Genomic DNA, 23,704 nt, shown 5'->3' with positions numbered 1-23,704 from the left:
GCATGGACCGCAGACAGACCCTGCAATGGATGCTGGCCGCCAGCGCGGCCATGGGCGTGGAGCGGTCCGCCGGTGCCACGCCGGCCACGCAAAAAAAGGGCAAGGGCTATGGCGCCGACCCCAAGCTGACCCAGACCTACCGCAGCGGCGAGCTGTGGCCGCTGACCTTCACGGCGACGCAAGCACGCACCGCGCAGGCGCTGTGCGGCCTCATCATCCCGGCCGACGAGAGCTCGCCCAGCGCCGCGCAACTCAAGGTCCACCTCTTCATCGACGAGTGGATCAGCGCGCCCTATCCCGACCAGGCCGGGGACAAGGAGGTCATCGTCAAGGGCCTGGCCTGGCTGGATGCCGAAAGCCGTTCACGCTTCCACAAGGCCTTTGCCGAGCTCGATGTCACCGCGCAGTCGCAGATCGCCGACGACATCTGCTGGGTGCAGAAAGCCAAGCCCGAGCACGCCGCCGCGGCACGCTTCTTCAAGCGTTTTCGCGACCTGACGGCCGGCGGTTTCTATACGACGCCCGAGGGTTCGAAGGACCTCGGCTTCGTCGGCAATACCCCGTCCGTCACTTTCGACGGCCCGCCCATGAAGGTCCTTCAAATCGTCGGAGTCGCCTGAAGATGAAAACCACCCTTCTCGCCGCCAGCCTCGCCCTCGCCACTGCCGCACACGCCGCCGACATGAACCTCAACACGCTCAGCGCCGAAGAAACCGCGGCGGGCTGGAAACTGCTCTTCGACGGCAAGACGCTGGACAACTGGCGCGCCAGCGATGCGCCCGGAAGCTTCAGCGTCAAGGACGGCGCCATCATCGTCCAGGGCCCGCGCTCCCACCTCTTCTATGTCGGTCAGGTCCAGCAGCACGAGTTCAGGAACTTCGAGTTCAAGGCCGATGTGATGACCTTTGCCAAGGCCAACTCCGGCGTCTATTTCCATACCAAGTGGCAGGAGGTCGGCTGGCCCAACCTCGGCTACGAGGTGCAGGTCAACAACTCGCACAGCGACCCCAGCCGCACCGGTGGGTTGTGGGGTGTGCAGGATTTCCCCAAGGTCATCGCACCCGATGGCCAGTGGTTCACGCTGACCATCCGCGTCGACGGCAAGCACGTCACCACCTTCGTCGGCAACGAGAAGACGGCCGACTACACCGAGGAATCGCCCATCGTGCGCAAGAAGGGCCTGGAGCAGCGGTTTCTCGCCAGCGGCACCTTCGCGCTGCAGGGGCATGACCCCGAGAGCACGGTGCATTTCAGGAACATCAAGGTCAGGACCTTGCCCTAGCCTGTGATGTCCGGAAACGGCGCCGGCTCCGTCGGCAGCCACTCCAGCTGCGTCGGTGCGAAGTCCATGCGCGGCTCGACGTCCACCTTGCGGGCCACCAGCCGCGCGCATTGGCGCAGGCAGGCCAGGGCGCTTTGCTGCAGGTCGGGTTGGGCCTCAGCGCTGAAGCAGCAGACCGTGCCGTAGATGCGGCCATCCGGCAGCACGACCGGCGTGCTCAGGTGGGCGCCGACCGCGATGCCCGGGTCGAACAGCTCGCCCCTTGCGACCAGCACGCGGGCATCCGGCACCAGCTCGGGCATGCGGCCCTCGACGACGCGCTGGCAATAGCTTTCCTCCAGCGGTGCCGCGTCGCCGGCATGCAGGCCCAGGGGCTCGCCGCCATCGATGAAGCGGAACACCCGCTCGCCATCGACGAACTCCGACACGAAGACGACATCCATGCGCAACTGCTTGCGCAGCAACAGCAGCACATCGGTGATCTGCCGGTCCAGCGAGGTGTCATAGCTGTCGGAGGTGGCGACCAGCAGTTCGGAAATCTTGACGTCCAGGGCCTGCTGATCCAGCGGGTCAACATAAGACATGCGGCAACTCTCCTGAAGTGCGTGGCCGCATCATCCGCGCTTGCCGCCGCTTCGGTCGAGTAACCGGCGGTGATACCGGGACTTCCGCTGGGACTTCAGTCACGCGCAGCGAGTCGGCGCCGCACCCAGGGCAGCACGGCCAGGCCGGCCAGCATCAGGCCGCAGGTGGAAGGTTCTGGCACGGCTGCTGCCATGAACTGGCCCGAGGCCGAGGTGAAGGTGACACCGTCGGGCAGGGCCCAGCTGAAACGTGCGGTGTGCGAGTAGTCGGCCACCGCGCCGCCTTCGGCGAAAACCGACAGCGAGCCATAGCTGTACAGCGTCAGCGGGCTGCCATCCGCGGGCATGACGAAGCTGCCGCTGATGCTGCGCGACTGGTTCTTCACATCGAGATAGATGGGCTTGCGCCAGCCCTCGGCGTTGGGGCCGACGTAGAAATAGCTGTAGGCCGAGGCACCGCTCCACCACTTGCCGCGCGTCGTCGTGCCATCGACCGACCAGCTCCAGGTGATTTCCTCGCCGGGCTCGTAGTCGTCGCCGGCCTCGAGGGTGATCTTGTCCCAGTACCAGGCGTCGGCGCTGGTGCCCCAGTTGCACGACAGCATGTCGGGCCGGCAGCCCTTGGGCAGCGTCGGGTTGTTGCTGGACCAGGCATAGGCATGCAGGGTGCCGTCCACCAGCGAGGCAGACGCGACGCCCTTCACATTGACATTGGCATAGCTGTTGTTGGCGCTGGCGTGCCCGGTGCCGCCCAGGGTCTGGCCGCCGGCATAGGCGCTGGCACCGGACGACCCGGTGGGTTGGCCGCCAGCGGCCAGGGCGCTCAGGGATGTGGACGCCAGGAGGAGGGTCAGCAGCGTTTTCATGGTGGGCTCGGGATGGGTTGGAAAGGCCGCCAGTGTGTTTTTCGGGCCTCCCGGCCGCATCGCCCGCGAAGAGCCATGCGAGAGCCATGGCGCTGTCATGAATGCTGGCTCCCCATGGGCGATGCGCCGCCGCGTCGCCTGCCAGACGATGCCGGCCAACCCATCCACGCCGGAGCCTTCCTCATGCCTTCACGCCCCACCGCACCGACCCTGCTGCTCGCCCTCGCCGCCTTCGGGCTGCTGGCCGACGCCACCCAGGCCCAGACGCCCCAGCAGCGCCGCCTCGTGCTGGAGGTCGAGCTGCAACGCCAGGGCCCCGTGCAGGCCGGCGCCGACCGCGGCGAGCAGACCCTCAGCCAGCGCTGGCAGTTCAGCGCCCTGCTGCAGAGCGACGGCGCGCCCATCCCCTACAACCCGCTGGACCCCGAGGACCACCGCCGCCAGGCCGAAGCCGCCCAGCGCACGGCGGCCGCCGCCCCCATGGCGCCCATGCCCGACTGGCGCGCCATGCAGGCCAAGGCCCAGGCGCTGCAGGCCCGCTGCGGACAGGACCAGGCCTGCCTGATGCGCGAGGCCTCGGCGCTGAGCGCCGCCGGCATGCCCGGCGTCAACCGTGGCAGCCAAGGCGTGCTGCAGGGCTACGGCCAGGCGACAGCGACCTGTGAACGCCAGCCCGCCGGCAAGGCCCGCGAAGCCTGCCGCGCCGAGGCGCGCCGCCAGGCCGGCGGGGGGGCTGAGGCCACCGAGGACAGCGGCCCGGCCACGCCCTATCTGCTCTTCACCGGGCCCATGGCCTGCGGCCTGCAGACGACGGCCCGGCTGGACGACCGCGTCAAGGGGCGCTTCAACGACGTGCAGGGCGTCGTGAACTACACCGAGACCGCCCTGGGCCAGGAAACGCGCCGCGACGACGCGCCCTGCCCGACGCTGCAGGCCGTGCTCGACACCCGCAACGGCCGCGTCTGGACGGCCTTGGCCCTGGTGCCGCAGGACGTGCAGGGCGTGCGCACCCGCGAGGAAACCAACCGCCGCCCGCAGCGCCAGGAGGGCCGCATCGGCCTGCAATGGCGGGAGGCCCAGGCCTGGCTGCAGCAGCGCCTCGTGCAGCTCAGTTCAGAGGGACAGGACCAGGCGCGGCTGCCGGCCGGGACCGGTCAGGCGGAGATCAAGCTGCGCTGGAGCTTCAGGCCGGCTTGATTTGAAGCCGAGGGGACGGCGATGCTCGCGGCTTCGAGCCGCGAGCACATCGCCCAAGGCGGGCCGGCTAGGGAGCGGCCCGGCGCTCGGCGCGCGAGTCAGGCGCTCGGGGGGGCGCGCAGATCGCTGGCGCGGCGGCCGCGCCGGCTTGCAGCCGTGCGCAGGTGCACCAGCGACTCGACGCGCTTGAGCAGTTCGCGGTCGTTCCAGGGCTTCTTGAAGATGCCGTAGACGCCTTCGATCTGCCCCACTCGGCCATGCAGCTCGTCGTGGCCGGTGATGGCGATGACGGGCAGGTCCTCGGTCGTCAGGCTGCCGTGAACGTCGGCGATCAGCTCGAAGCCGTCCTTGTTGGGCATCTCGAGATCGGTGATCAGCACGGCGATCTCGGGCTTCTCTTCCAGCTGGGCCATGGCCTCGTTGCCGTCATTGACCTGGACCACGGTGAAGCCGGCGCCTTCCAGCAGGCGCTTGAGCTTGGTGCGCACGACGGCGGAGTCATCGGCGATGAGGACGGTGGGCGGGCCTTCGGGCACCACGGGCGCCGCAGGCGTGGCCGCGGCCGGCGGCTGCATCGGCGTGGGCGCCGTGACGAAGGCGCTGGCCATCGACGGGCCGGCATTGGGGCCGACCGGCAAGGGCGGCAGCACCACTGGCGCGTTGGCGCGCTGCGTGCCCTCGGGCGAGCGCGGCGGCGGCGTGTATTCGCGCGGCGGACGGTAGTCGTCACGCTTGAAGGCGGCGATGAGCACGATGATGGCCAGGGGTATCGCGATCAATACCGGCATCAGATAGGCGCCCAGCAACTCCTGCAGCTCGTGAAACATCGACTCCATCCCTGGGGTGTAACAACGGGCAGCCTAACATCCGCCGCAAGGGCACACCATCAAGGAAAGCCGGCATTTCTCGACGAATGCCGGGGGTTTGTAGCTGTTTTCGGGCCGGGCGCGGGGCCGCTCCGCCGGCTGCGCGGTCTGCAAGACCGGCCGGGGTCCGCCTTGGACGAGGGGTTTCAGAAGGTGAGCACGAAGCAGGCGCCGCCGCCGGGCCGCTTGGCATGGCGGACCGTGCCGCCCAGGCCATGCACGAGCTGGCGCACGACGGCCAGGCCCACGCCGCTGCCGCCCTCGCGCGTCGTGAAGAAGGGCGTGAAGATGCGCGACTCCAGCCCCGGCGCGACGCCCGGGCCGTTGTCGGCCACCGTCAGCCGCAGCCGCGCGCCGCGGCTCAAGCGCGCCTCGATGCTCAGCCGCGGTGCCGGCCGGCCGGCGCAGGCCTGCAGCGCGTTCTGCGCCAGGTTGATCAGCACCTGCTCCAACTGGGCGGCGTCGGTGCGCAGGGCCAGGCTTTCGGGCTCGACGGCGAGATCAACCTGCCCACCCACGGCGCTCCAGGCGGGCGCCACCAGCCGCTGCACCGCCTGCAGCAGCGGCAGCAGCGGCGAGTCCACCAGCGTCGGCGCGGGTGGTTGGCTGACGCTGCGATAGCGCTCGACAAAGGCCTGCAGATGCGCCGCGCGCCGCGCCAGCGTCGCCAGCGCCGTCTGCAGCTCCGCGTGCTCGCCGGCCTCCAGCAGGGCCGGTGCGCTGCCGGCCAGCGAGGCGATCGGCGTCAGCGAATTCATGATCTCGTGCGTCAGCACCTGCACGAGCTGGCGCCAGGCCGCCAGGGCCTCGGTCTCCAGTTCCGACTCGATGGGCGCCAGCGCCGCGAGCCGCCAGGCCTGGCCCTGCACGGTCAATGCGGAGACGGCGAGCACGGCGCGCTCCTGGCCGTGCTCGGTGGGCAGCGTGACGACGCGGCGACCGGGCTCGGCGTCCAGCAGCGCGAGCAGGCTGGCGGGCTCGATGGCGCGGCCCGGCGCGATGAGGCGGCGGGCGGCGGCGTTCAGCGCCAGCGGCGGCGCACCGGCGACGAGGCGCCACAGCGCGAGCGGCGCGTGCTCCAGCGCCGCGTCCAGGTCGGGGCGCGGCGCGGGGAGTGGATCGGGTGGCAATGGCGTGGGCCGGTGAGCGAGGCGCGTCAGTGCCGCCCAGCCGAAGGTGGCGGCAAGGAGTCCGGCCAAGGCGCAGGCGACGAGCACGCGCGGCGATTCCAGCGCGGCCATGGCGCCGGCCGCGCTGGCGGCCAGCACGACCGCCGCGGTGGCGACGCGGGCGCGCTCAAAGGCCATGCTTATCCAGTTTGCGATACAGCGCCGCCCGGCTCACGCCCAGCAGCTTGGCGGCCTGGCTGATATTGCCGTCGGCCTGGGCCAGGGCCGCCTGCACGGCCTCGCGCTCGCGTTGGGCGAGGTCCAGGCCCGGTTCGACCGGTGCGGGCGCGGCGAGCTCCGCCAGGCCGAAGTCCGCGAAGGTGAACACCGGCCCGCGCGCCAGCAGCGTGGCGCGCTCGCAAGCCTGGCGCAGCTCGCGCACATTGCCCGGCCAGCGGCAGGCGCAAAGCCTTGCCAGCGCATCGGCCTCGATGTCGCGCGCCGGCTTGCCGCTCGCAAAGTGGGCGAGGTAGTGGCGCAGCAGCAGGGCCACGTCCGTCGCGCCACGCTCGCGCAGCGGCGGCACGCGCAGCACCACGGTGTTGATGCGGTAGAGCAGGTCGGGCCGGAAGCGCCGCGCGTCGAAGAGCTCGGCCTCGGGCACATTGGTCGCGGCCAGTACGCGCACGTCGACGGCCACCGGCTTGTCGCTGCCCAGCGGCGTCACCTCGCGGCGCTCCAGTGCGGCCAGCAGCTTGGCCTGTTGGGCCAGCGGCAGATTGCCGATCTCGTCGAGGAAGAGGGTGCCGCCCGCCGCCGCGACAAAGCGCCCAGGCCGCGATTCGCGCGCATCCGTGAAGCTGCCGCGACGGTGGCCGAAGAGCTCGCTCTCCACCAGCGCCTCGGGCAGGGAGCCCATGTCGACCGCGAGCAGTGGGCCGGCAGCGCGGGGCGATGCCTGGTGCAGCGCACGCGCCACCAGCTCCTTGCCGACACCGTTCTCGCCGAGGATGAGCACGCTGGCCTCGCTGTTGCCGACTTGGGCGATCTGCGCACGCAGCGACTGCATCGCGGCCGACTCGCCCAGCAGCTCGCCAGCCGCAGGCGCCGGCGCACGGCGCGCCAACGCGGCCTGCACGCAGGCCACCAGCCTTTCGTTCGGCCAGGGCTTGGTGATGAAGTCGACCGCACCCGCCTTCAGCGCCTGCACGGCCAGCTCCACCTCGGCATAGGCCGTCATGACGATGACGGCCGGTGCATCGCGACGCGCGACGACCTCGCGCAGCAGCGCCAGGCCGGCGGCGCCGTCGCTGGCGCCGGGCGTGAAGTTCATGTCCAGCAGCAGCACGTCGGGCCGGGTCTCGTCCAGCGCCGCCATCAGCTCGGCGGGCGCGTGGCGCACGGCCACGGCGCCGAGCCGGCGCAGCGCCAGCCGCGCGGCCAGGGCCACGTCGGGGTCGTCGTCGAGGATGAGCAGGCCGGCCATGAGAGGGCGCGACTCTAAGCGCCGCATGCGCACCCGGGCAAGACGGTGTCCGGAAGCGGACAGTGCCGGTGTCCGCTTCCGGACGACACCACCGTGGGAAACCCGGTTTCCCCGGGAAAGACGGGCTGGCCCGCCTCTTGCACAAGACCCACCCATGAAGCTGCTCCCCTCCTCCCTCTTCTGGCGCGGCGCCTGGCGCCAGTTGCGCGCCGAGCCCGGCCCGGCCGCCCTCGTCATCGCCGGCCTGGCCCTGGGCCTGGCCCTCACGCTGCTGACCGCCAGCTTCCTGCAGGACGTGCTGTGGCCCGACGCCGGCCTGCCCGAGCGCGAGCGCCTGGTCGCCTTCGAATGGCAGGCGCGGGGCCCCGGGGGCATCAAGACCGACTGGTACCGTGAAGTGCCCACCGTGCCCCTGTACAACGAGCTGCGCGCCAACGGGGCGCCGGTCGAGGCGATGAGCCGGGTGCTGTTCACGCAGCTGGCGGCCAGCGCCGCCGATGCCCAGGGTGTGCAGCGCAGCAGCCGCATCGTCATCGCGGTGGGCGACGCCGACCTGCAGACCCTGTTCGGCCTGAAGCCGCTGGCCGGCGACATGGCCGCGGCCCTCGGCACGCCCGAGGGCATCGCGCTGAGCGCATCGGCGGCCGAAAAGCTGTTCGGCACGGCGCAGGCGGTCGGTCGCAGCTTCAGCATCGCCTTGCCGCCCGACCCCGAAGGGCGCGAGCCGGCGCATCAGTTCACGCTGACCGTCAAGGCCGTGCTGCCCACGCCCAACCTCAACGGCATGCTCGGCTTCGACGCCATTGCCGGCTTCCACGCGCCTGCCGCCAAGGCCTATCTGGCGCGCTCGGACACCTGGCTCCACACCACCGGCCACCTGTACGCCCGCCTTCAGCCGGGCGCCCGACCCGAGCAGCTGACCACGCTCGCGCAGCGGCTGTTGGACCAGCAACCCATCCCGCCCGGCTTCCCGATGGACTTCCTGAAGGGCGGCGGCAAGCCAGCCTATCTGCGCGCCATACCGGTGGTGGACGTCGGCCTGCATGGTGCCGGCAGCCCGCTGCGCCGCCTGCAGCTCGGCAGCCTGGCCGCGGCGGCGGCCGGCGTGCTGGCCCTGGCCGTCATCAACTTCGTCAACCTGTGGAGCGTGCGCACGCTGAAGCGTCAGCGCGAGATTGGCCTGCGCAAGTCGCTGGGCGCCGGCGCGCGCCAGCTGGCCCTGCAGTTCTTCGCCGAGGCGGCCGTCGTGGCGGGCCTGGCCGGCGTCCTGGGCCTGCTGCTGGCCTGGTGGGCCACGCCCGCGGTCGAGGTGCTGATGCAGCGTCAGTTCCATGCGCCCGTGCTGGCGCCGGCCATGGTGGGGCTGACGCTGCTGCTGTGCGGCGCCATCGCCGCCCTCAGTGCGCTGCCGCTCAGTGGCATCGCGCTGCGCGTGCGGCCGGCCGAGTCGCTGGCGGGCCGCAGCCACAGCGAGGGTCGGGCCAGCCGCTGGCTGCGCCGCGTCATGACGACGCTGCAGTTCGGCGCCGCCGCCGTGTTCGCAACGCTGGCCTTCACGGTGCTGTGGCAGGCCGAGCACACCGCCGACATCCCGCGCGGCTTCGAAACGCAGGACCGCGTCGCCATCGAGCTGCCCTGGGAGGCCCAGCCCGCGCAGACGAAGGCGCTGCTGGAGCGAATCCGCACTTGGCCCGAGGTCATCGCCACCGCCGCCGCCGAGGACGTGCCCGGCCGCGACTTCGCCAGCTGGTATGGCGAGTTCACCGGTGTCGGCGGCAAGTCCGTGAGCCTGCGCACCGGCGTCGGCTTCACGCCGGGCTATTTCCAGCTCTATGGCATGCGCGTCATTGCCGGGCGCCTGTCGGCCGACCATGTCGCCGAGCAGGCCCAGCAAGGCATCGTGCTGGACCGCAGCGGCGTGCGTGCCCTCGGCTTTGCCAGCCCCGAGGCGGCCGTGGGCCAGCAACTCGGCACAGGCCCCAATATCGATGACGGCAAACCCGCCACCGTCGTGGCCGTCATCGACGACATCCGCCTCGAAGGCCCGCGCAGCCCGCCGCAGCCGCATGCCATCCGGCCCGCGGTGGAGCGCGGCTATGGCGTCATCGGCGTGCACAGCCGCGACCCCCAGGCCACGCGCGTGAAGCTGGCGGCCCTGGTCAAGGAGCGTTTCCCGGAGGCCGAGGCGAGCGCCCTGCCCATGCGCGACATGCTGCTGCAGAAGGTGGCCGACGACACGCGCCTGGGCCGCGTCGTCGGCATCGCCGGCCTGATGGCCCTGGGCCTCGCAGCCGTGGGCATCTACGCCCTGGCTGCCTACACGCTGCGGCTGCGCGAGCGCGAGATCGTGCTGCGCAAGCTGCATGGCGCCGGCGCGGGCGCGGTGGCGGGCCTGCTGGCGCGCGAGTTCGCCGGTGTGCTGGCGGTGGCCTGCGCCATCGCCCTGCCGGTGGCGGCCTGGCTGTCGCAGCGCTATCTGGCGGACTTCGTCGAACGCGCGCCGGTGGGGCCGTTCTCGCTGTGGGTGCTGCTGGCCTCGGTGGCGCTGCTGGCCACCGTGACGGCCCTGGCCGTGGCGCGTCACCTGCACGCTGCGCTGGCACTGCGGCCGTTGCAGGCTTTGCGCGGATGAGCGCGGTGCTGACTTCCGGCGCGGCCATGGACCGGCGCGTCGCCGTGCCGTCGCGCCGCTGGCTGGTGGTGCTGGCGACCGCCGTCGCGTTGGGCGGAGCCGGCCTGCTGTTGCGCCACTGGCCGCGCGGCGTGCCGGTGTCCCGCGCCGATGTCGAGATCGCGGCTGCCAAGCCTGGCGCCTTCCGCGACGTCGTGGTCGGCCGCGCCACAGCCCAGCCACTGCAGTCCGTGCTGCTGGACGCCACCGAGGAAGGCCGCGTCGAGCAGGTGCTGGTCAAGGACGGCGAACGTGTCGAAGCCGGCCAGCTGCTGGTCGTGCTGGCCAGCAGCCAGCGCGCCCAGGAGCTGATGGCGCGCTCCAGCGAGGCCGCCCAGCAGCTCGCCAACTTCTCCACCTTGCGCGCCGCGTGGATGCAGGCACAGGCCGCGCAGCGCCGCACGTTGACCGAGTCGCAGTTCGAGCTGGAGCGCGTGCGTCGCCTGCACCAGCGCAATCGCGAGCTGGCCGCCACCGGCTTCCTGTCGCCGTCGGCGTTGGAGGACTCGGCCGACAAGCTGTCCATGGCCGAGCGGCTGTTCGCCCAGCAGCAGGCCGATGGCCGCGAGGAGCTGGCCGTGCGAGAGCAGTCCGTGCAGGCCATGCAGCGCGCCGTGGCCGACCTCAACAAGCGGCTGGACGCCATGCGCGCCGCCAGCGAAGGCCTGGCCGTGCGCGCGCCGGTGGCCGGCCGGCTGACCGGCCTCGCGCTGCAGGTGGGCGAGAGCGTGCGCAGCGGCACACGCATCGCGCGCCTGGACAGCCTGGGGCGCTTCAAGCTGGAGCTGCGCCTGGACGAGTTCCATCTCGGCCGCGTGCGCGAGGGCCTGACCGCGACGCTGGCTCACGGTGGCCGTGACCATGCCCTGCACGTCGCCCGCATCGACCCCCAGGTCAAGGACGGCCGCTTCACTGTCGAGCTGGGCTTCGACGCCGATGCGCCGCCGCTGCAGGTCGGCCAGGGCCTGGACGTGCGCCTGACGCTGGGCCAGCCCACCCAGGCCTTGCTGCTGCGCGACGGCGGCTTCTATGCCGACACCGGCGGCGCCTGGGCCTTCGTGATTGACGCCGACGGCCGCCACGCCCGGCGCCGCGAACTCAAGCTCGGCCGTCGCGCCGATGGCGTCATCGAGGTCCTCGGCGGCCTGCAGTCCGGCGAGCAGGTCGTCGTCTCCCCCTACCGCGCCTTTGCTTCGGCCCAAACCCTCCAACTGGATTGACGCATGTTCAAGCTCAAACACCTCACCAAGACCTTCCACACCGGCGACATCGAGACCACGGCCTTGGACCGCATCGACCTCGACATCGAGGCCGGCGAATACCTCGCCATCACCGGCCCCTCGGGCTGTGGCAAGTCCACGCTGCTGGGCATCCTCGGCCTGCTCGACGCGCCGTCGGGCGGCGAATACTGGTTCGATGGCCACAACGTGGCCGGCTGGAGCGAAAAGCAGCTCAACACGCTGCGCCGCGGCCGCATCGGCTTCGTCTTCCAGAGCTTCAACCTCATCGACGACCTCAGCGTGGCCGAGAACATCGCGCTGGCGCTGGAATACGGCGAGCTGCCGGCACGCGCCCGCCGCGAGCGCGTGGCCGAAGTGATGGAGCGCCTCGGCATCGCCCACCGCGCCGGCCACCGGCCCAGCCAGTTGAGCGGCGGCCAGCAGCAGCGCGTCGCGATTGCCCGCGCCATCGCCGCGCGGCCAGCCCTGCTGCTCGCCGACGAGCCCACCGGCAACCTCGACAGCGCCCATGGTGCCGAGGTCATGCGCATCCTGCGCGAGCTCAATGCCGAGGGCACGACGCTGGTCATGGTCACGCACTCGCTGGAGCATGCGGCCCAGGCGTCGCGCACGCTGAGGCTGCTGGATGGGCGGGTGGTGGTGGACGCGGTGGCGGCGTTGGCATAGTCGGGGCATCGCAACCATGCCGCAGGCCCATGCTCACGCGACCCACCCTGATCGCTCTGGCCGCCCTTGCTTGCTCGGGCCCTTCCTGGGCGGAATGCACCAACAGCTGGACGCGTGCGTCCGCTGAGACCATGGCCGTCAGCGACGGCACCGAGTTCCGCATCACCCGCTTCGCCAACATGGAGACCAAGCTGGCTCTCGTGGAAGCAGGGCGGACCGTCGAGGTGCTCTTCACGCGCAGCGGCTATCTGGTCAAGGGCGTCGCCGAGGCCGAGCTGCAGAAGTTCGCGGCGGAGGCGCACTGGCTGATGGTGTTCAGCGAGCCGGCGGCGTCGGTGGTCTGGAAGGCCGTCAAGGTGGCCCCCTGCACGGCCTCGGGCCGCTACGAGATCGACATCGACCCGGGTCCGGATGGCGGCACCCACAGGCCCGAACTCAAACTTCTGCGCGCCAGGGGCCAGGCCGTCGCCGATGGCCAGGGGCTGATCCGCTACTCGATCCGCTTCGACACCGAGCCAGCCCTGCCGCCCGACCGGGCACTGACCTATGTGGGCACGATGTCATTCGTGAAGGCGGGCGACGCCATGCCCGGCGACACCCTCGTGGGCGGCTTCAGTGTGCTTTCCCGGGACCGGCCCCCTTTTGTCGCCGCACCGGGGACGACGCTGTCGCAGCTTCCCGTCGTGGCCAGGCAGTGATCGCCTCCCAATTCGTCTTCCACCTCGCGCTGCAGCGCGACAAGGTCGAATCCTTCGAGCGCTACCCCTTCAACCTGGCCGCAGTGCGCACGCTGGACCGCCTGGAGCTGCACCCCAAGGTCACCTTCTTCGTCGGCGAGAACGGCTCGGGCAAGTCGACGCTGCTGGAGGCCCTGGCCGTGGCCATGGGCTTCAATGCCGAGGGCGGCAGCAAGAACTTCCACTTCGGTACGCGGACTTCGCATTCGGTGCTGCACGAGTTCCTGCGCATGGCCAAGGGCTTCAAGCAGCCGCGCGACGGCTGGTTCCTGCGCGCCGAGAGTTTCTTCAATGTCGCGACCGAGATCGAGAAGCTCGATGAGGCACCCGCCTTCGGCCCGCCCATCATTGATTCCTACGGTGGCCGCTCCCTGCACGAGCAGTCGCACGGCGAGTCCTTCCTGAAGCTGCTCAACGAGCGCTTCGGCGGCCGCAGCCTCTTCATCCTCGACGAGCCGGAGGCGGCCCTGTCGCCGCAGCGCCAGCTCGACGCGCTGGCGCGCCTGCATGAACTGGTGCGCCAGGGCTCGCAATTCGTCATCGCGACGCATTCGCCCATCCTGATGGCCTATCCGGACGCCTGGGTCTACCGTTTCGACGCCGACGGCATCCACCGCGTGGGCTACGAGGACACGGCGCACTTCCGGGTCATGCGTGATTTCATGGCCGATCCGGAGCGCAGCCTGCGTGACTTGTTCGCCGGCTGAGGCCCGCGCGTTACACCCGCGCAGGTGGTGCCGTCAATCGGCGCCTTTAGGATGGCGGTGTATGCACCCCCTAATTCAAGGCCTGCTCGGTCTGCTGATGCTGCTCGGGGCGGGTTTGGCCCGCGCCGACGCCGGCGTGGGCCCGATGGAGGTGCAATTCCGCAGCGTGACGGTGCCGCAGAACTCGGTGCCGGCCATCGCCCAGGACCGCGCCGGCTTCATGTGGATCGCGACGAACAAAGGCGTGACCCGCTACGACGGCTACCGCTTGCGGCCCATCGAGCAGGCCGGCGACACGACGGCCAAGCGCAGTCTGGGCTGGGTGAGGGCGATGGCCCCGGCGGCCGACGGGCGCATGTGGATAGGCACGGAGTTCCAGGGCCTGGTGGCCTATGACCCCGAGCAGGACCGCGTCGAAAGCCATGGCAGCGCCCAGGGCGGCACGGGCCCGCAGGCGTCCATCCGGGCGCTGGCGGCGGCGCGCGACGGCAGCATCTGGGTCGGCACCCTGGGCCAGGGCCTGTTCCGCTACCTGCCGGCCGCCAAGCGCTTCGAGGCCCATGAGCTGCGCTGGCGCGGCCAGGCCGAGAAGCGGGTACTCGCGCTGCAGGTGGGTGCCAATGGCGTCGTCTGGGCGGGCCACTGGCGCGGCCTGGCGCGCTTCGTCAACGGCGCCTGGGAAAACCTCGCCCTGCCCGGCCTGGACGCCGGCATGCCCGTGCAGGCCCTGGCCGAGGACCGCGGCGGGCGCATCTGGCTGGGCACGCAGGACGGGCATCTTGGCGTCGTCGAGCAGGGCCAGGTGCGCTGGGTGCAGGCGCTGGGCATGCCCATCAACGCCCTCGCCGAGGCGCCCGACGGGCGGCTCTGGGTGGGCGGCAAGGTCGGGCTGTTCTGGGTCAACCCGGCCAGCGGTGATATCGAGGCGCGCCTGCGCCAGGACGCACGCCGCGTCATGGGCCTGGCCGGCAACGACGTCAGCGGCCTGCTGCGCGACCGCAGCGGCGCGATGTGGGTCAGCGGCTACGGCCTGGGCGTGCAGCGCCATCTTTCCCACCCCGCGCTGGCCGTGCGCGGCCCCGACGTCGACCTGAACAGCCCGCTGGCCGAAGCCGACGTGCGGGCCGTGCTGGCGCTGAAGAACGGCGAGGTGCTGGCGCCGACGCAGGCCGGCCACATCGCCCGCCTGGACGGTCGCCCGGGCCGCGACCTGGCCACCTTGGGCGAATGGCCGCGAGAGCGGCGCAGCGTCGTCGAGATCATGGCCGAGGCGCTTGACGGCAGCCTCTGGATGGCGGCGGCCGGCCGCCTGGAACACCGCGCCGCCGACGGCCGCCTGCTGCGCGATTGGGCGCTGGACGGTGGCCGTGCCCAGCAGCTGCTGCTGCGGCCGGACGGCAGCGTCTGGCTGGGCATGCAGGAGGGCCTGTACCGCCTGGCGGGCGAGGCCGCCGCGGCACCGGAGCGCGTGCACCCGCTGGGCGGGCCGCTGCACGGCGGTGTCTATGTGCTGAGCGCCGCGCCGGACGGGCGTCTCTGGGTGGGCGGCCAACAAGGCCTGTTCCGCGAGAAGCAAGTCGGCGACGCCAGCCTCGAAGTCGTGCCGCAGGCGCCCGGCGAGGCGCTGGCCAGCCCCATCGTCATGGCGCTGCTGTGGGGGCGCGACGGCCGGCTGTGGGTGGACACGCCGGTCAGCGGCCTGCACCGCCTCAAGGGCTGGGACGGCGAGGGCCGCGCGCGCTTCGAGCGCATCAGCGAGCGCCACGGCGTGGAAGGCGTGTTCGGCGGCAATCTGCACGAGGACGAGCAGGGCCGCATCTGGAGCCAGCTCTATGTCTACGACCCGGCGGCCGACCGGCTGGACAGCTTTGGCAGCGCCGAGGGCGCCAACTTCGGCAGCTTCTGGTTTTTTGCCAGCACCGAGCTGCCGGGCGGCGGCCTGCTGTTCGGCGGCAGCCGCGGCCTGCTGCGCGTGCTGCCCGAGGCCTACCGCGCGCAGCGCACCAGCCCGCCGCTGGTCATCAGCGGCGTGCGCGTCAATGGCCAGCCCTGGGAGCTGCCGCACGGCGCCCAGGGCCTGACGCTGCCGCCGGCCAAGCGCACGCTGTCCGTCGAGTTCGCCGCCCTGGACTATGCCGACCCGACGCGGCTGCGTTATGAATACCGGCTGGACGGCCTGGACAGCGACTGGACCCGCGTCGACGCCAGCGGCCGCAACCCCAGCTTCGGCCCGCTCAGGCCCGGCCAATATGTGCTGCAGGTGCGCGCCACCGCCCACCACAGCCTGTGGGGCACCGAGCAGCTGCAGCTGCCCATCACGCTGGAGCCGGCCTGGTGGGAGACCGACGCGGCGCGCATCGCCGGCGTGCTGGCGGCGCTGGCGGCCATCTGGGCCTGGATGCGCTGGCGCACGCGCTCGCTGCGCCTGCGCGAGACCGAGCTCAAGGCGCTGGTGGACGAACGCACCGCCGAGCTGCGCGAGCTCAGCCTGACCGACGCCCTGACCGGCCTGCGCAACCGCCGCTACCTGGAACTGCGCCTGGACGACGACCTGCGCCTGTGCCTGCGCCGCTTCGAGACACCCGATGGCGGGCCCGGGGCCGCCGTCGGCGCCAAGGCCGACCTGCTGCTGATGCTGCTCGACCTGGACCATTTCAAGCGCATCAACGACGTGCACGGCCATGCGGCCGGCGACGCGGTGCTGGTGCAACTGGCCGAGCGGCTGCGCGCCGTCTTCCGCGAAACCGACTCCCTGGTGCGCTGGGGCGGCGAGGAGATCCTGGCCCTGGCCCGCGAGACGGAGAGGCGCGACGCCGCCGAGCTGGCCGCGCGCGTCTGTGCCGCCGTGCGCGAGCAGCCCTTCGAGATCGCGCCGGGCGAGACCGTGCACGTGACCGTGTCCATCGGCTTCTGCGCCTTCCCGCTGGACCCGCGCCACCCGCGGCTGTGGGACTGGCGCGCCTGCCTGGCCCTGGCCGATTCGGCGCTGTATGCCGCCAAGGCCCAGGGCCGCGACGGCTATGTGGGCGCCATTCGCGCCAACGGCCTGTCGCCGCGCGAGGCGCCCGACAGCCTGCCGGCCTGGCGGGCCGAGAAGCGGCTGGTCGTCGCGCGCAGCAACGCCGTGGACGACGCCCTGACGACCTGAACTTGCGGTGAAACTCAGGGCATGAAGAAGCCGCACGCCGTCCTGACCGCTCTCGCCCTGCTGCTCGCCACTTCCTCGGCCATGGCCGCCGGCCTCGATGCGCAAGAGCAGCAGATCGTTGCCAACGTGAAGCGGCTGACGCCCGACGCGCTCAAGCTGCTGGAACGCAGCGTGCTCGTCAACAGCGGCACGCTGAACCCTGCCGGCGTGCGCGAGGTCGGCGCCCTCTACGGCAAGGAGTTCGACGCGCTGGGCTTCAAGACGCGCTGGGTCGACATGCCGGCCGCGATGAAGCGCGCCGGCCATCTGGTGGCCGAGCGCAGCGGCGACAAGGGCAAGCGCGTGCTGCTGATCGGCCACCTGGACACTGTCTTCGAGAAGGACAGCGCCGTGCCGCCTTGGGCAGCCGACGGCAGGCGTGTGCGCGGCCAGGGCGTGTCCGACATGAAGGGCGGCGACGTCATCATCCTGCTGGCGCTGCGGGCGCTGAACGAGGCCGGCGCGCTGCAGGGGCGCACGGTGCGCGCCGTCTTCACCGGCGACGAGGAGCGCGCTGGCAGCCCGATCGAAGTGGCGCGCGCCGCGCTGATCGACGCGGCAAAGCAGAGCGACGTGGCCCTGGCCTTCGAAGGTTCGGCCAAGGACGAGCAAGGCCGCGACACCGCCACCATCGGCCGTCGCGCCTCCGGGACCTGGCATCTGAATGTCACGGCCCGCACCGGCCACTCGGCCGGCGTCTTTGGCCGTGACGGCTATGGCGCGCTGTACGAGGCCGCCCGCGTGTTGAACGCCTTCCGCGAGCAGCTCATCGAGCCCGACCTGACCTTCAATGCCGCGACGCTGGTCGCCGGCACCAGCGCCAAATGGGATGACGGCGAGAGCCAGGGCCAGGCCTTCGGCAAGACCAATGTCATCCCGCGCGATGCCCAGGTGCGCGGCGACCTGCGCTATCTGACCGAAGCGCAGGGCGCCAGGGCCCGCGAGCGCATGCAGGCCATCGTCGAGCAGGCCCTGCCCGGCACGCGCTCCAAGCTCAGCTTCCACGAAACCTACCCGCCGATGGCGCCCACGCCCGGCAACCTCAAGCTGCTGGAGGCTTATTCGCTCGCCAGCGCCGACGCCGGCCTGAATGCCATCGTGGCCTTCCCGCCCGGCCAGCGCGGCGCGGGTGATGTGCAATTCGTCGCGCCGCTGGTGGACAGCCTGGACGGCCTGGGCGCCGCGGGCGGCGGTGCGCACACGCCGGACGAATGGCTGGAGATCGCGTCCATCGAACGCGGCGCCATCCGTGCGGCCTTGCTGATCTATCGCCTGACGCGCTAGCCGCGGCCATGGGCGGCCGTGAGGCGCCGAGTACGGGCTGATCCTCTGATGGCCAGCGCATGGCGGTGACACACTCGCCCCCCAATTGAACGGAGGGAGGCAGGCGTGTCGGACATCCCGGAAACGAATCCGAACGGGCCGTTCAGGCTGACCCGCCGCGGCGTCATCGGCAGCGGTGCGGCGGCCGTGACGCTGCTGGTGCACGAACTCGCCCTGGCCAAGCCGCTCGTGGCCAAGCTGGCCGGCGCCAAGCCGCCGCGGCCTGAAACCCCCGTGCAGCCCCATGCGCCAGCGGGGGCGCCCGACTGGTCGGGCGGGCCGGGCAAGGCGCGCTTTCGCATCGATGGCCTGGCCAAGGTCACGGGCGAGAAGATCTACGCCCGCGACTTTCGCGCCGCCGACATGCCCGGCTGGCCCACGAGCAGCCCCGAGCGCATGGCCATGATCCTGCGCGCGACGCAGCCGGGCCTGCTCTTCGCCGGCCTCGACCTCGGCGGCCTCAGGGGCGTGGATGCGGCGCCGCTGCTGACGATCACGCAGACCGCCCTCGCCGACTACCCCTGGCCGCAGCGCGACCTGGCCTCGCTGAACCTGCAACTGCCTTTCTCCAGCGCGGGCAATGACGGCGTCTATCAGCTGCTCGTGCCGGTGGGCAGCGCGCCGCAGTTCTACGGCCAGCCGGTGGCCATCCTCGTCTTTGCCGACAGCAACGCCTACCGCCGCGCCAAGCGGGTGCTGCAGTTCCAGCCCGGCGTCGTGAAGACGGCCGCCCTGCCGCCGCCCCCGCCGTCGCCACCCGTCATTCCCTATCTGAAGGCCTATTCGCCGGTCAACTACCTGACGCGTTATGACGCGCCGGGCGCCGAACCCTTCTCGCAGGTGCAGGTGGGCTATGCCTCCGACCCGTTTGCGCCCGACAGCGCCAGCCAGCCCTACAACAGCAAGGCCAAGGCGCTGCGCGAGCGCATCGACGCCACGCTGCAGGCGCCCCGCCCCACCGTGCTGCAGCTCGGCGGCAGCTACACGACGCAGGTGCTCGACCCGATGTTCATGGAGCCCGAAGCGGGCCTCGCCTGGCTGGACAGCGAAGGCACGGGCACGCTCAACCTCGTGCTCGGCACCCAGGCCACCAACGGCGACTCCCTTGACAGCCTGGCGCTGTTCAGCAAGAACTGCCCCATCAAGGTGGCGACCGTGGTGCTGAACTCCTGCTACCCCGGCGGCGGCTTCGGCGGGCGCGACGTGTCCACCTTCCCGCCGCTGCTGGCCGTCACGGCCGCCCTGGCCGATGGCCCGGTGCGCATTGCCCAGGACCGCTACGAGCAGTTCCAGGGCGGCCTCAAGCAGCTGGCCAGCAAGATCACGCAGCGCATCGCCGTGGACGCCAGGACCGGCAAATTCCTGGCCTTCGGCAGCCAGCAGGTGCTGCCCTCGGGCGGGCAGAACAACTACAGCCAGTTCGTCGCCATGCTGGCCGCCTACTGCGGGCTCAGCGGCTATGACATCAAGCAGGCCTATGTGGACGCCATCGCCCAACCCAGCACCGGCGTCGTCGCCGGCTCGATGCGCGGTTTCGGCGGGCCGCAGGCCAGCTTTGCCGTCGAGACGCTGGTGGACGAAGTTGCCGTGGCGCTCAGGCGCGACCCCATCGCGCTGCGCGAGCTCAACGCGCTGCGCGAGGGCGACCGCACCATCACCGGCGCACCGCTGACGCAGGCGATGACGCTGCGTGAGATCTGCCGCCGCTCGCGCGAGCACGCGCTGTGGCGCGACCGCGAGGCCGTGAAGGCGCGCAAGGCCCGTGAGGGCATCCGCTACGGCGTCGGCTTTGCGCTGGCCAACCAGGCCTATGGCACGGGCAAGGATGGCGTCATGGCCGAGGTCGCCATCGACGCCGCCGGCCGCCTCAACGTGCGCACCAATTGCGTCGACATGGGCAATGGCTCGGCGACGACGCTGGCCCTCTCCACGGCCGGCTGGCTGGGCCACAACGCCCACGACATCGTCATGGGCGACGTCGCCAGCTTCAACGCGCTGGACGTCAGCACCTACCCCGGCGGCGACTGGAGCAAGCCCAACTGGACGGCGGGCTTTGCGATGTCCAGCAGCGCCTGCCTGACGGCCTTCCACCAGGTCCACGTGACAGAGCAGGCCAGCCAGGTGCTCTTCCAGGCCGGCCTGCTGCCGGCCGCGGCCGCGCTCTGGGGCGTGCCGCTGGCGCGGCTGCAGGGCAAGACGGCTTGGGTCGCGGGTCATCTCACCGCACCGGGCCTGGAGCGGCTGCCTTTGGCCGCGCTGGCCGCCAAGGTCTACGCGAAGGGCTGGCCGGCGGCGGCCATGGTGCATGGCCTCTACGAAGGTTCCTGGGTGGCCGGCACCTACGCCTTGTCGCCCGAGCAGTCCCTGCAGCTGCCCATCGACGGCCTGTCGCTGCGCGCTGCCAATGAGTTGAGCTGGACCGCCGTGATGCGCCAGAACGTCGTGCCGCCCAATCCCCAGGCCGCCCTCTACGGCCGCAGCCTGTACGCGCCGTCGGGCGTGCTGGTCGCTGTCGAGATCGGGCCGAAGAACCATGCGCCGCGCGTTGTCGACGTGCAGCTGCTGGTGGACGCCGGCAAGGTGCTACAGCCCGACCTGCTGATGGGCCAGGCCCAGGGCGGCATCGCGATGGGCATAGGCTACGCGCTGCTGGAAGACCTGCCGCTCGAAGCCGGCGGTGCGGGCGACGGGCGCTGGAACCTCGACCGCTATCACGTCGCGCTGAGTGCCGACCTGCCGCTGGCGCGCATGCGCATCACGCCGCTGCCCACCACCGAGACCACGGCCAAGGGCATTGCCGAAGCCGTGCTCTGCCCCATTGCGCCGGCCATCGGCAATGCCATCGCCCACGCGACCGGCAAGCGCTTTCGCTGCCTGCCGATCACTGCCGCCGACATCGAAAGGGCCCTGGCATGAGTGACCATCTCGTCCCCGTCCAGTTCCACGTCAACGGCCGGCCCATCCGGACCGAGGTGCCGACCGACCTGCCCCTGGTCGACTTCCTGCGCGAGGAGCTGGGCCTGTCCGGCACGCGGTTGTGCTGCGGCATCGGCGTCTGCAAGGCCTGCACGGTCGCGGCGCGCCGCCAGCCGGACAGCCAGGCCCAGCCCATGCTCGCCTGCTCCACACCGGTGGCCCTGCTGCAGGGCCAGTCCATCACGACGGTGGAGGGCACCGGCAGCATGGCCAAGCCCAGCGCCGTGCAACAGGCCTTCCTCGACCACTTCGCCTTCCAGTGCGGCTACTGCACGCCGGGTTTCGTCATGGCGACCGAGATGCTGCTCGGCCGCCTGCGCGTGCAGCCCGTCAAGCGCGAGCAGCTCGACGCGGCCATCGAGGACGCCGTCGGCCAGCACATCTGCCGCTGTACCGGCTACGCCCGCTACCACCAGGCCATCCGCGCTCTGGTGCTGGCGGAGAAAGGCCTGGTGAGCGCATGAGAGCCTTGCTGTTGTTGCTGCTGGCCGGCCTCATTCCGACGATGAGCCAGGCCGAGACGCTGTTCGAATACGGCCGCCAGTGCGCTGAGCAGGTCAGCGAGATCCCCGCCTTCAGCTGCATGGCCGGCGAGGAGATCCCCATCACCATCGACGGCCAGCGCGTGCCGGCCGACACCGCGCCGCCGCGCTGCGACCGGCCTTCCCTGCTGCCGCAGGCCGATGCACAAAGCCAGTGCGTGCCGGGCAGCCGCGCGCTGGTGCTGCGCGACGACAAGGCGGCGCAGGTCAGCGCCATCTGCCGCAAGCAGCTCGCACGGCCGGCGGGCAGCCCGCTGTTCGACGAGATCAACGTCATCTCGCACAGCCTGAAGAACGGCAAGACCTGCTGGTTCACTGCCAAGGCCAAGTCGCCCCTGACCCCTGGCAGCGGCATCGACGGCCGCTGGGTGCCCTCGCCCAGCACGCTGACGCGCAAGCCCCAGCCGCCCAGCCCGGAAGGCACGGCGGCGTTGCCGGCCGACAAGGTCTGGCTCACGCCCGCGAAGGTCGCCAACAGCCAGCCCGCCTGCGTGAACTGCCATGACAGCGGGCCCTTCATGTACTCGCCCTATATCGCGCAAACGACTCAACTGCCCGGCGATCCCTTCGGCTTCTACGAGCCCAAGGCCATTGGCGAGGACTTCAAGAAGGCCTGGGCCAGGCTCAACGCCTTCGGCATCACGACGCGCGGCAACACCTGCACCGCCTGCCACCGCATGGGCAATATGAATTCCTGCAAGGTCGCGATGAAGCAGTCCACCGGCAATGCGGAGCAGGAAGGCGGCGATGCCTGGTCCCGGAAGTTCCCGCAGTCGCACTGGATGAGCCCCGGCAATCTGCACAGCGAAGCGCAGTGGAACGAGCAGTTCAGCGAGAGCCTGAAGAAGCTGGCGGCGTGTTGCGAGAACCCGCAGGGGGCGGGGTGCAGGGTGGTGGAGTACGGGCCGAAGGCGGCCAAGCGCTGACGGCTGGAGGATGCCGCACAGGCTGGCGCGCTGGGCGTGCGCAACAGGCGGGACCGCGCGGCATTGCGCAGTCCTTGACGCATCGCAATATCCTTGCACAGACGGCTGGCTAGCATCGAACGAGTTCATTGACAGCGCCCTCATGAGTCAAGTCTTGCAGCCGTCTTCGTCCTCTTCTTCCGGTTCCTCGTCGTCTCGCCCCAGTGCGGTGCCGATCATTGATCGCGACGCACGGATGCCTGCGCGCAAGGAAATACGTTCCTGGCTGATCCCTGTCTCTCAGCCTCAGACCGTGCGTGCCGTGGGACTGTTGCTCCTGGACTGGATGCTGTTCGTCGCCGCCATGGCGGGCGTGGTGCTGCTGCCGGCGTGGTGGATGAAGCTGCCGGTGGCTTTGGCGGCTGGCTTCGTGATCGGGCGCCTGTTCATCATCGGCCACGACGCCTGCCACCAGAGCTATACGCCACACCGCCGGCTCAACCGCTGGCTGGGGCGCATCGCCTTCCTGCCGTCGCTCACGCCATACAGCCTGTGGGAGGTGGGGCACAACGTGATGCATCACGGCTTCACGAATCTCAAGGGCAAGGATTTCGTGTGGCAGCCGCTCACCCCTGCGCAGTACGCTGCCCTGCCGCCAGCCAGGCGCCTGCTGGAGCGCGTGTACCGCAGCGGCTGGGCGCCCGGCCTGTACTACTTCATCGAGATGTGGTGGCTGCGCATGCTGTTTCCCAGCAAGCGCTACATGCCGGCACGCCGCGCCCTGTTTGTGGCCGATGGCCTGCTCGCCGTTGCGGCGGGCGCCGTGTGGATCGCCTTGCTGGTCTGGGCGGCGCGGGCCACCGGCCAGTCGGTCTGGGCGATGGTCGCGCTGGGCTTTGCCGTGCCGTTCGTGTTCTGGAATGCCATGATCGGCTTCGTGATCTACGTGCATCACACCCACACGGAAGTGCGGTGGCACGAAGACAAGGCGCGCTGGTCGGCCAGTGACCCTTTCGTGTCCACCACCGTGCATCTGACGTTTCCGCTGAAGATCGGCGGTCTGCTGCACCACATCATGGAACACACCGCCCATCACGTGGACATGAGCATCCCGCTGTACAAGCTCAAGCAGGCGCAATCCATTCTTGAAGCCGCGCTGCCGGGGCGCATCATCGTGCAGCGGTTCTCATGGCGCTGGTACGTGCAGACAGCCAAGCGCTGCAAGCTGTACGACCTTGCTGCCGAGCGCTGGACTGACTTCAGCGGTCGGGTGTCAGAGCCCACCACATGGGGCCGCGTGCACGGCTGAGCCGATGGCAGGACACGCGGACAAGATCGGCCTGCGTGGCCACTCGCTGC

Annotated in this window: 19 protein-coding genes; 14 read left to right on the top strand and 5 right to left on the bottom strand. The window is 70.9% G+C overall.

From position 1 onward, the window contains the following. Positions 1-2: 2 nt before the first annotated feature. Entirely contained in the window at positions 3-620 is a 618-nt protein-coding gene (locus AC1D2H_RS06660; protein WP_478010367.1) for a gluconate 2-dehydrogenase subunit 3 family protein, read from the top strand. Between the two features lie 2 nt (positions 621-622). Continuing rightward, positions 623-1,282 (top strand): 3-keto-disaccharide hydrolase, encoded by a 660-nt coding sequence (locus tag AC1D2H_RS06655; RefSeq protein WP_478010366.1) that lies wholly within the window; start codon positions 623-625, stop codon positions 1,280-1,282. Here AC1D2H_RS06655 and AC1D2H_RS06650 read toward each other — a convergent pair. Both AC1D2H_RS06650 and AC1D2H_RS06645 read right to left on the bottom strand, forming a co-directional pair. Further along, positions 1,279-1,866 carry a GAF domain-containing protein gene (locus AC1D2H_RS06650; protein WP_477933254.1) on the bottom strand — a complete coding sequence of 196 codons (588 nt, stop codon included), beginning with the start codon at positions 1,864-1,866 and terminating at the stop codon, positions 1,279-1,281. The two genes, AC1D2H_RS06655 and AC1D2H_RS06650, sit on opposite strands and share 4 nt — an antisense overlap. 95 nt (positions 1,867-1,961) lie before the next feature. Then, entirely contained in the window at positions 1,962-2,732 is a 771-nt protein-coding gene (locus AC1D2H_RS06645; RefSeq protein ID WP_477933252.1) for a PEP-CTERM sorting domain-containing protein, read from the bottom strand. A gap of 183 nt (positions 2,733-2,915) precedes the next feature. On the opposite strand from AC1D2H_RS06645, the gene AC1D2H_RS06640 reads away from it, so the two are divergent. Further along, entirely contained in the window at positions 2,916-3,929 is a 1,014-nt protein-coding gene (locus tag AC1D2H_RS06640) for a hypothetical protein (protein ID WP_478010365.1), read from the top strand. 98 nt (positions 3,930-4,027) lie between these two features. Here AC1D2H_RS06640 and AC1D2H_RS06635 read toward each other — a convergent pair whose 3' ends face one another. From AC1D2H_RS06635 to AC1D2H_RS06625, 3 genes are all read right to left on the bottom strand, one after another. After that, positions 4,028-4,756, bottom strand: coding sequence for a response regulator (locus tag AC1D2H_RS06635; protein WP_477933248.1), 729 nt, complete (start codon positions 4,754-4,756; stop codon positions 4,028-4,030). 185 nt (positions 4,757-4,941) lie between these two features. Next, the gene (locus tag AC1D2H_RS06630; protein WP_478010364.1) at positions 4,942-6,102 is read right to left on the bottom strand and encodes a sensor histidine kinase; all 1,161 of its coding nucleotides are present in this window, start codon (positions 6,100-6,102) and stop codon (positions 4,942-4,944) included. Next, positions 6,092-7,390: a sigma-54-dependent transcriptional regulator gene (locus tag AC1D2H_RS06625; protein WP_478010363.1), complete on the bottom strand. Its 1,299-nt coding sequence runs from the start codon at positions 7,388-7,390 to the stop codon at positions 6,092-6,094. Before AC1D2H_RS06625 ends, AC1D2H_RS06630 begins: the two co-directional genes overlap by 11 nt. Before the next feature lie 154 nt (positions 7,391-7,544). Between AC1D2H_RS06625 and AC1D2H_RS06620 the strand changes: the two genes are divergently transcribed. From AC1D2H_RS06620 to AC1D2H_RS06570, 11 genes are all read left to right on the top strand, one after another. Further along, complete coding sequence (locus AC1D2H_RS06620) at positions 7,545-10,022, top strand: ABC transporter permease (RefSeq protein WP_478010362.1); 2,478 nt, start codon at positions 7,545-7,547, stop codon at positions 10,020-10,022. Continuing rightward, positions 10,019-11,281, top strand: coding sequence for an efflux RND transporter periplasmic adaptor subunit (locus tag AC1D2H_RS06615; protein ID WP_478010361.1), 1,263 nt, complete (start codon positions 10,019-10,021; stop codon positions 11,279-11,281). The genes AC1D2H_RS06620 and AC1D2H_RS06615 overlap by 4 nt, the downstream gene beginning before the upstream one ends. 3 nt (positions 11,282-11,284) lie before the next feature. After that, a complete protein-coding gene (locus AC1D2H_RS06610) occupies positions 11,285-11,968 on the top strand; it encodes an ABC transporter ATP-binding protein (protein WP_477929154.1) in 684 nt (227 codons plus the stop codon). Between the two features lie 131 nt (positions 11,969-12,099). Continuing rightward, a complete protein-coding gene (locus AC1D2H_RS06605; protein ID WP_478010360.1) occupies positions 12,100-12,666 on the top strand; it encodes a hypothetical protein in 567 nt (188 codons plus the stop codon). Next, positions 12,663-13,412, top strand: a complete 750-nt coding sequence (locus tag AC1D2H_RS06600; RefSeq protein ID WP_478010359.1) for an AAA family ATPase — start codon at positions 12,663-12,665, stop codon at positions 13,410-13,412. The genes AC1D2H_RS06605 and AC1D2H_RS06600 overlap by 4 nt, the downstream gene beginning before the upstream one ends. 61 nt (positions 13,413-13,473) lie before the next feature. Continuing rightward, positions 13,474-16,560, top strand: a complete 3,087-nt coding sequence (locus AC1D2H_RS06595; RefSeq protein ID WP_478010358.1) for a ligand-binding sensor domain-containing diguanylate cyclase — start codon at positions 13,474-13,476, stop codon at positions 16,558-16,560. 21 nt (positions 16,561-16,581) lie between these two features. Next, positions 16,582-17,883 (top strand): M20/M25/M40 family metallo-hydrolase, encoded by a 1,302-nt coding sequence (locus tag AC1D2H_RS06590; protein WP_478010357.1) that lies wholly within the window; start codon positions 16,582-16,584, stop codon positions 17,881-17,883. 105 nt (positions 17,884-17,988) lie between these two features. Then, positions 17,989-20,838 (top strand): xanthine dehydrogenase family protein molybdopterin-binding subunit, encoded by a 2,850-nt coding sequence (locus AC1D2H_RS06585; RefSeq protein ID WP_478010355.1) that lies wholly within the window; start codon positions 17,989-17,991, stop codon positions 20,836-20,838. After that, positions 20,835-21,362, top strand: coding sequence for a (2Fe-2S)-binding protein (locus tag AC1D2H_RS06580; protein WP_478010354.1), 528 nt, complete (start codon positions 20,835-20,837; stop codon positions 21,360-21,362). The genes AC1D2H_RS06585 and AC1D2H_RS06580 overlap by 4 nt, the downstream gene beginning before the upstream one ends. Further along, positions 21,359-22,366 carry a hypothetical protein gene (locus AC1D2H_RS06575; RefSeq protein ID WP_478010353.1) on the top strand — a complete coding sequence of 336 codons (1,008 nt, stop codon included), beginning with the start codon at positions 21,359-21,361 and terminating at the stop codon, positions 22,364-22,366. Before AC1D2H_RS06580 ends, AC1D2H_RS06575 begins: the two co-directional genes overlap by 4 nt. 142 nt (positions 22,367-22,508) lie before the next feature. After that, the gene (locus tag AC1D2H_RS06570) at positions 22,509-23,654 is read left to right on the top strand and encodes a fatty acid desaturase (RefSeq protein WP_478010352.1); all 1,146 of its coding nucleotides are present in this window, start codon (positions 22,509-22,511) and stop codon (positions 23,652-23,654) included. Positions 23,655-23,704: the final 50 nt, after the last annotated feature.

This window comes from Roseateles sp. P1_C1_2 (assembly GCF_056406535.1).
The sequence above is the reverse complement of the archived record's forward strand: the minus strand, read 5'-3'. Positions and strand labels throughout refer to the sequence as shown.

What these genes read in the sequence shown, in the direction of transcription:
- AC1D2H_RS06610 (WP_477929154.1), top strand. Translation starts at nt 11,285, where the DNA reads ATGTTCAAGCTCAAACACCTCACCAAGACCTTCCACACCGGCGACATC.
- AC1D2H_RS06615 (WP_478010361.1), top strand. Translation starts at nt 10,019, where the DNA reads ATGAGCGCGGTGCTGACTTCCGGCGCGGCCATGGACCGGCGCGTCGCC.
- AC1D2H_RS06640 (WP_478010365.1), top strand. Translation starts at nt 2,916, where the DNA reads ATGCCTTCACGCCCCACCGCACCGACCCTGCTGCTCGCCCTCGCCGCC.
- AC1D2H_RS06605 (WP_478010360.1), top strand. Translation starts at nt 12,100, where the DNA reads ATGGCCGTCAGCGACGGCACCGAGTTCCGCATCACCCGCTTCGCCAAC.
- AC1D2H_RS06620 (WP_478010362.1), top strand. Translation starts at nt 7,545, where the DNA reads ATGAAGCTGCTCCCCTCCTCCCTCTTCTGGCGCGGCGCCTGGCGCCAG.
- AC1D2H_RS06570 (WP_478010352.1), top strand. Translation starts at nt 22,509, where the DNA reads ATGAGTCAAGTCTTGCAGCCGTCTTCGTCCTCTTCTTCCGGTTCCTCG.
- AC1D2H_RS06625 (WP_478010363.1), bottom strand. Translation starts at nt 7,390, where the DNA reads ATGGCCGGCCTGCTCATCCTCGACGACGACCCCGACGTGGCCCTGGCC.
- AC1D2H_RS06635 (WP_477933248.1), bottom strand. Translation starts at nt 4,756, where the DNA reads ATGTTTCACGAGCTGCAGGAGTTGCTGGGCGCCTATCTGATGCCGGTA.
- AC1D2H_RS06630 (WP_478010364.1), bottom strand. Translation starts at nt 6,102, where the DNA reads ATGGCCTTTGAGCGCGCCCGCGTCGCCACCGCGGCGGTCGTGCTGGCC.
- AC1D2H_RS06645 (WP_477933252.1), bottom strand. Translation starts at nt 2,732, where the DNA reads ATGAAAACGCTGCTGACCCTCCTCCTGGCGTCCACATCCCTGAGCGCC.
- AC1D2H_RS06655 (WP_478010366.1), top strand. Translation starts at nt 623, where the DNA reads ATGAAAACCACCCTTCTCGCCGCCAGCCTCGCCCTCGCCACTGCCGCA.
- AC1D2H_RS06595 (WP_478010358.1), top strand. Translation starts at nt 13,474, where the DNA reads ATGCACCCCCTAATTCAAGGCCTGCTCGGTCTGCTGATGCTGCTCGGG.
- AC1D2H_RS06575 (WP_478010353.1), top strand. Translation starts at nt 21,359, where the DNA reads ATGAGAGCCTTGCTGTTGTTGCTGCTGGCCGGCCTCATTCCGACGATG.
- AC1D2H_RS06660 (WP_478010367.1), top strand. Translation starts at nt 3, where the DNA reads ATGGACCGCAGACAGACCCTGCAATGGATGCTGGCCGCCAGCGCGGCC.
- AC1D2H_RS06650 (WP_477933254.1), bottom strand. Translation starts at nt 1,866, where the DNA reads ATGTCTTATGTTGACCCGCTGGATCAGCAGGCCCTGGACGTCAAGATT.
- AC1D2H_RS06590 (WP_478010357.1), top strand. Translation starts at nt 16,582, where the DNA reads ATGAAGAAGCCGCACGCCGTCCTGACCGCTCTCGCCCTGCTGCTCGCC.
- AC1D2H_RS06580 (WP_478010354.1), top strand. Translation starts at nt 20,835, where the DNA reads ATGAGTGACCATCTCGTCCCCGTCCAGTTCCACGTCAACGGCCGGCCC.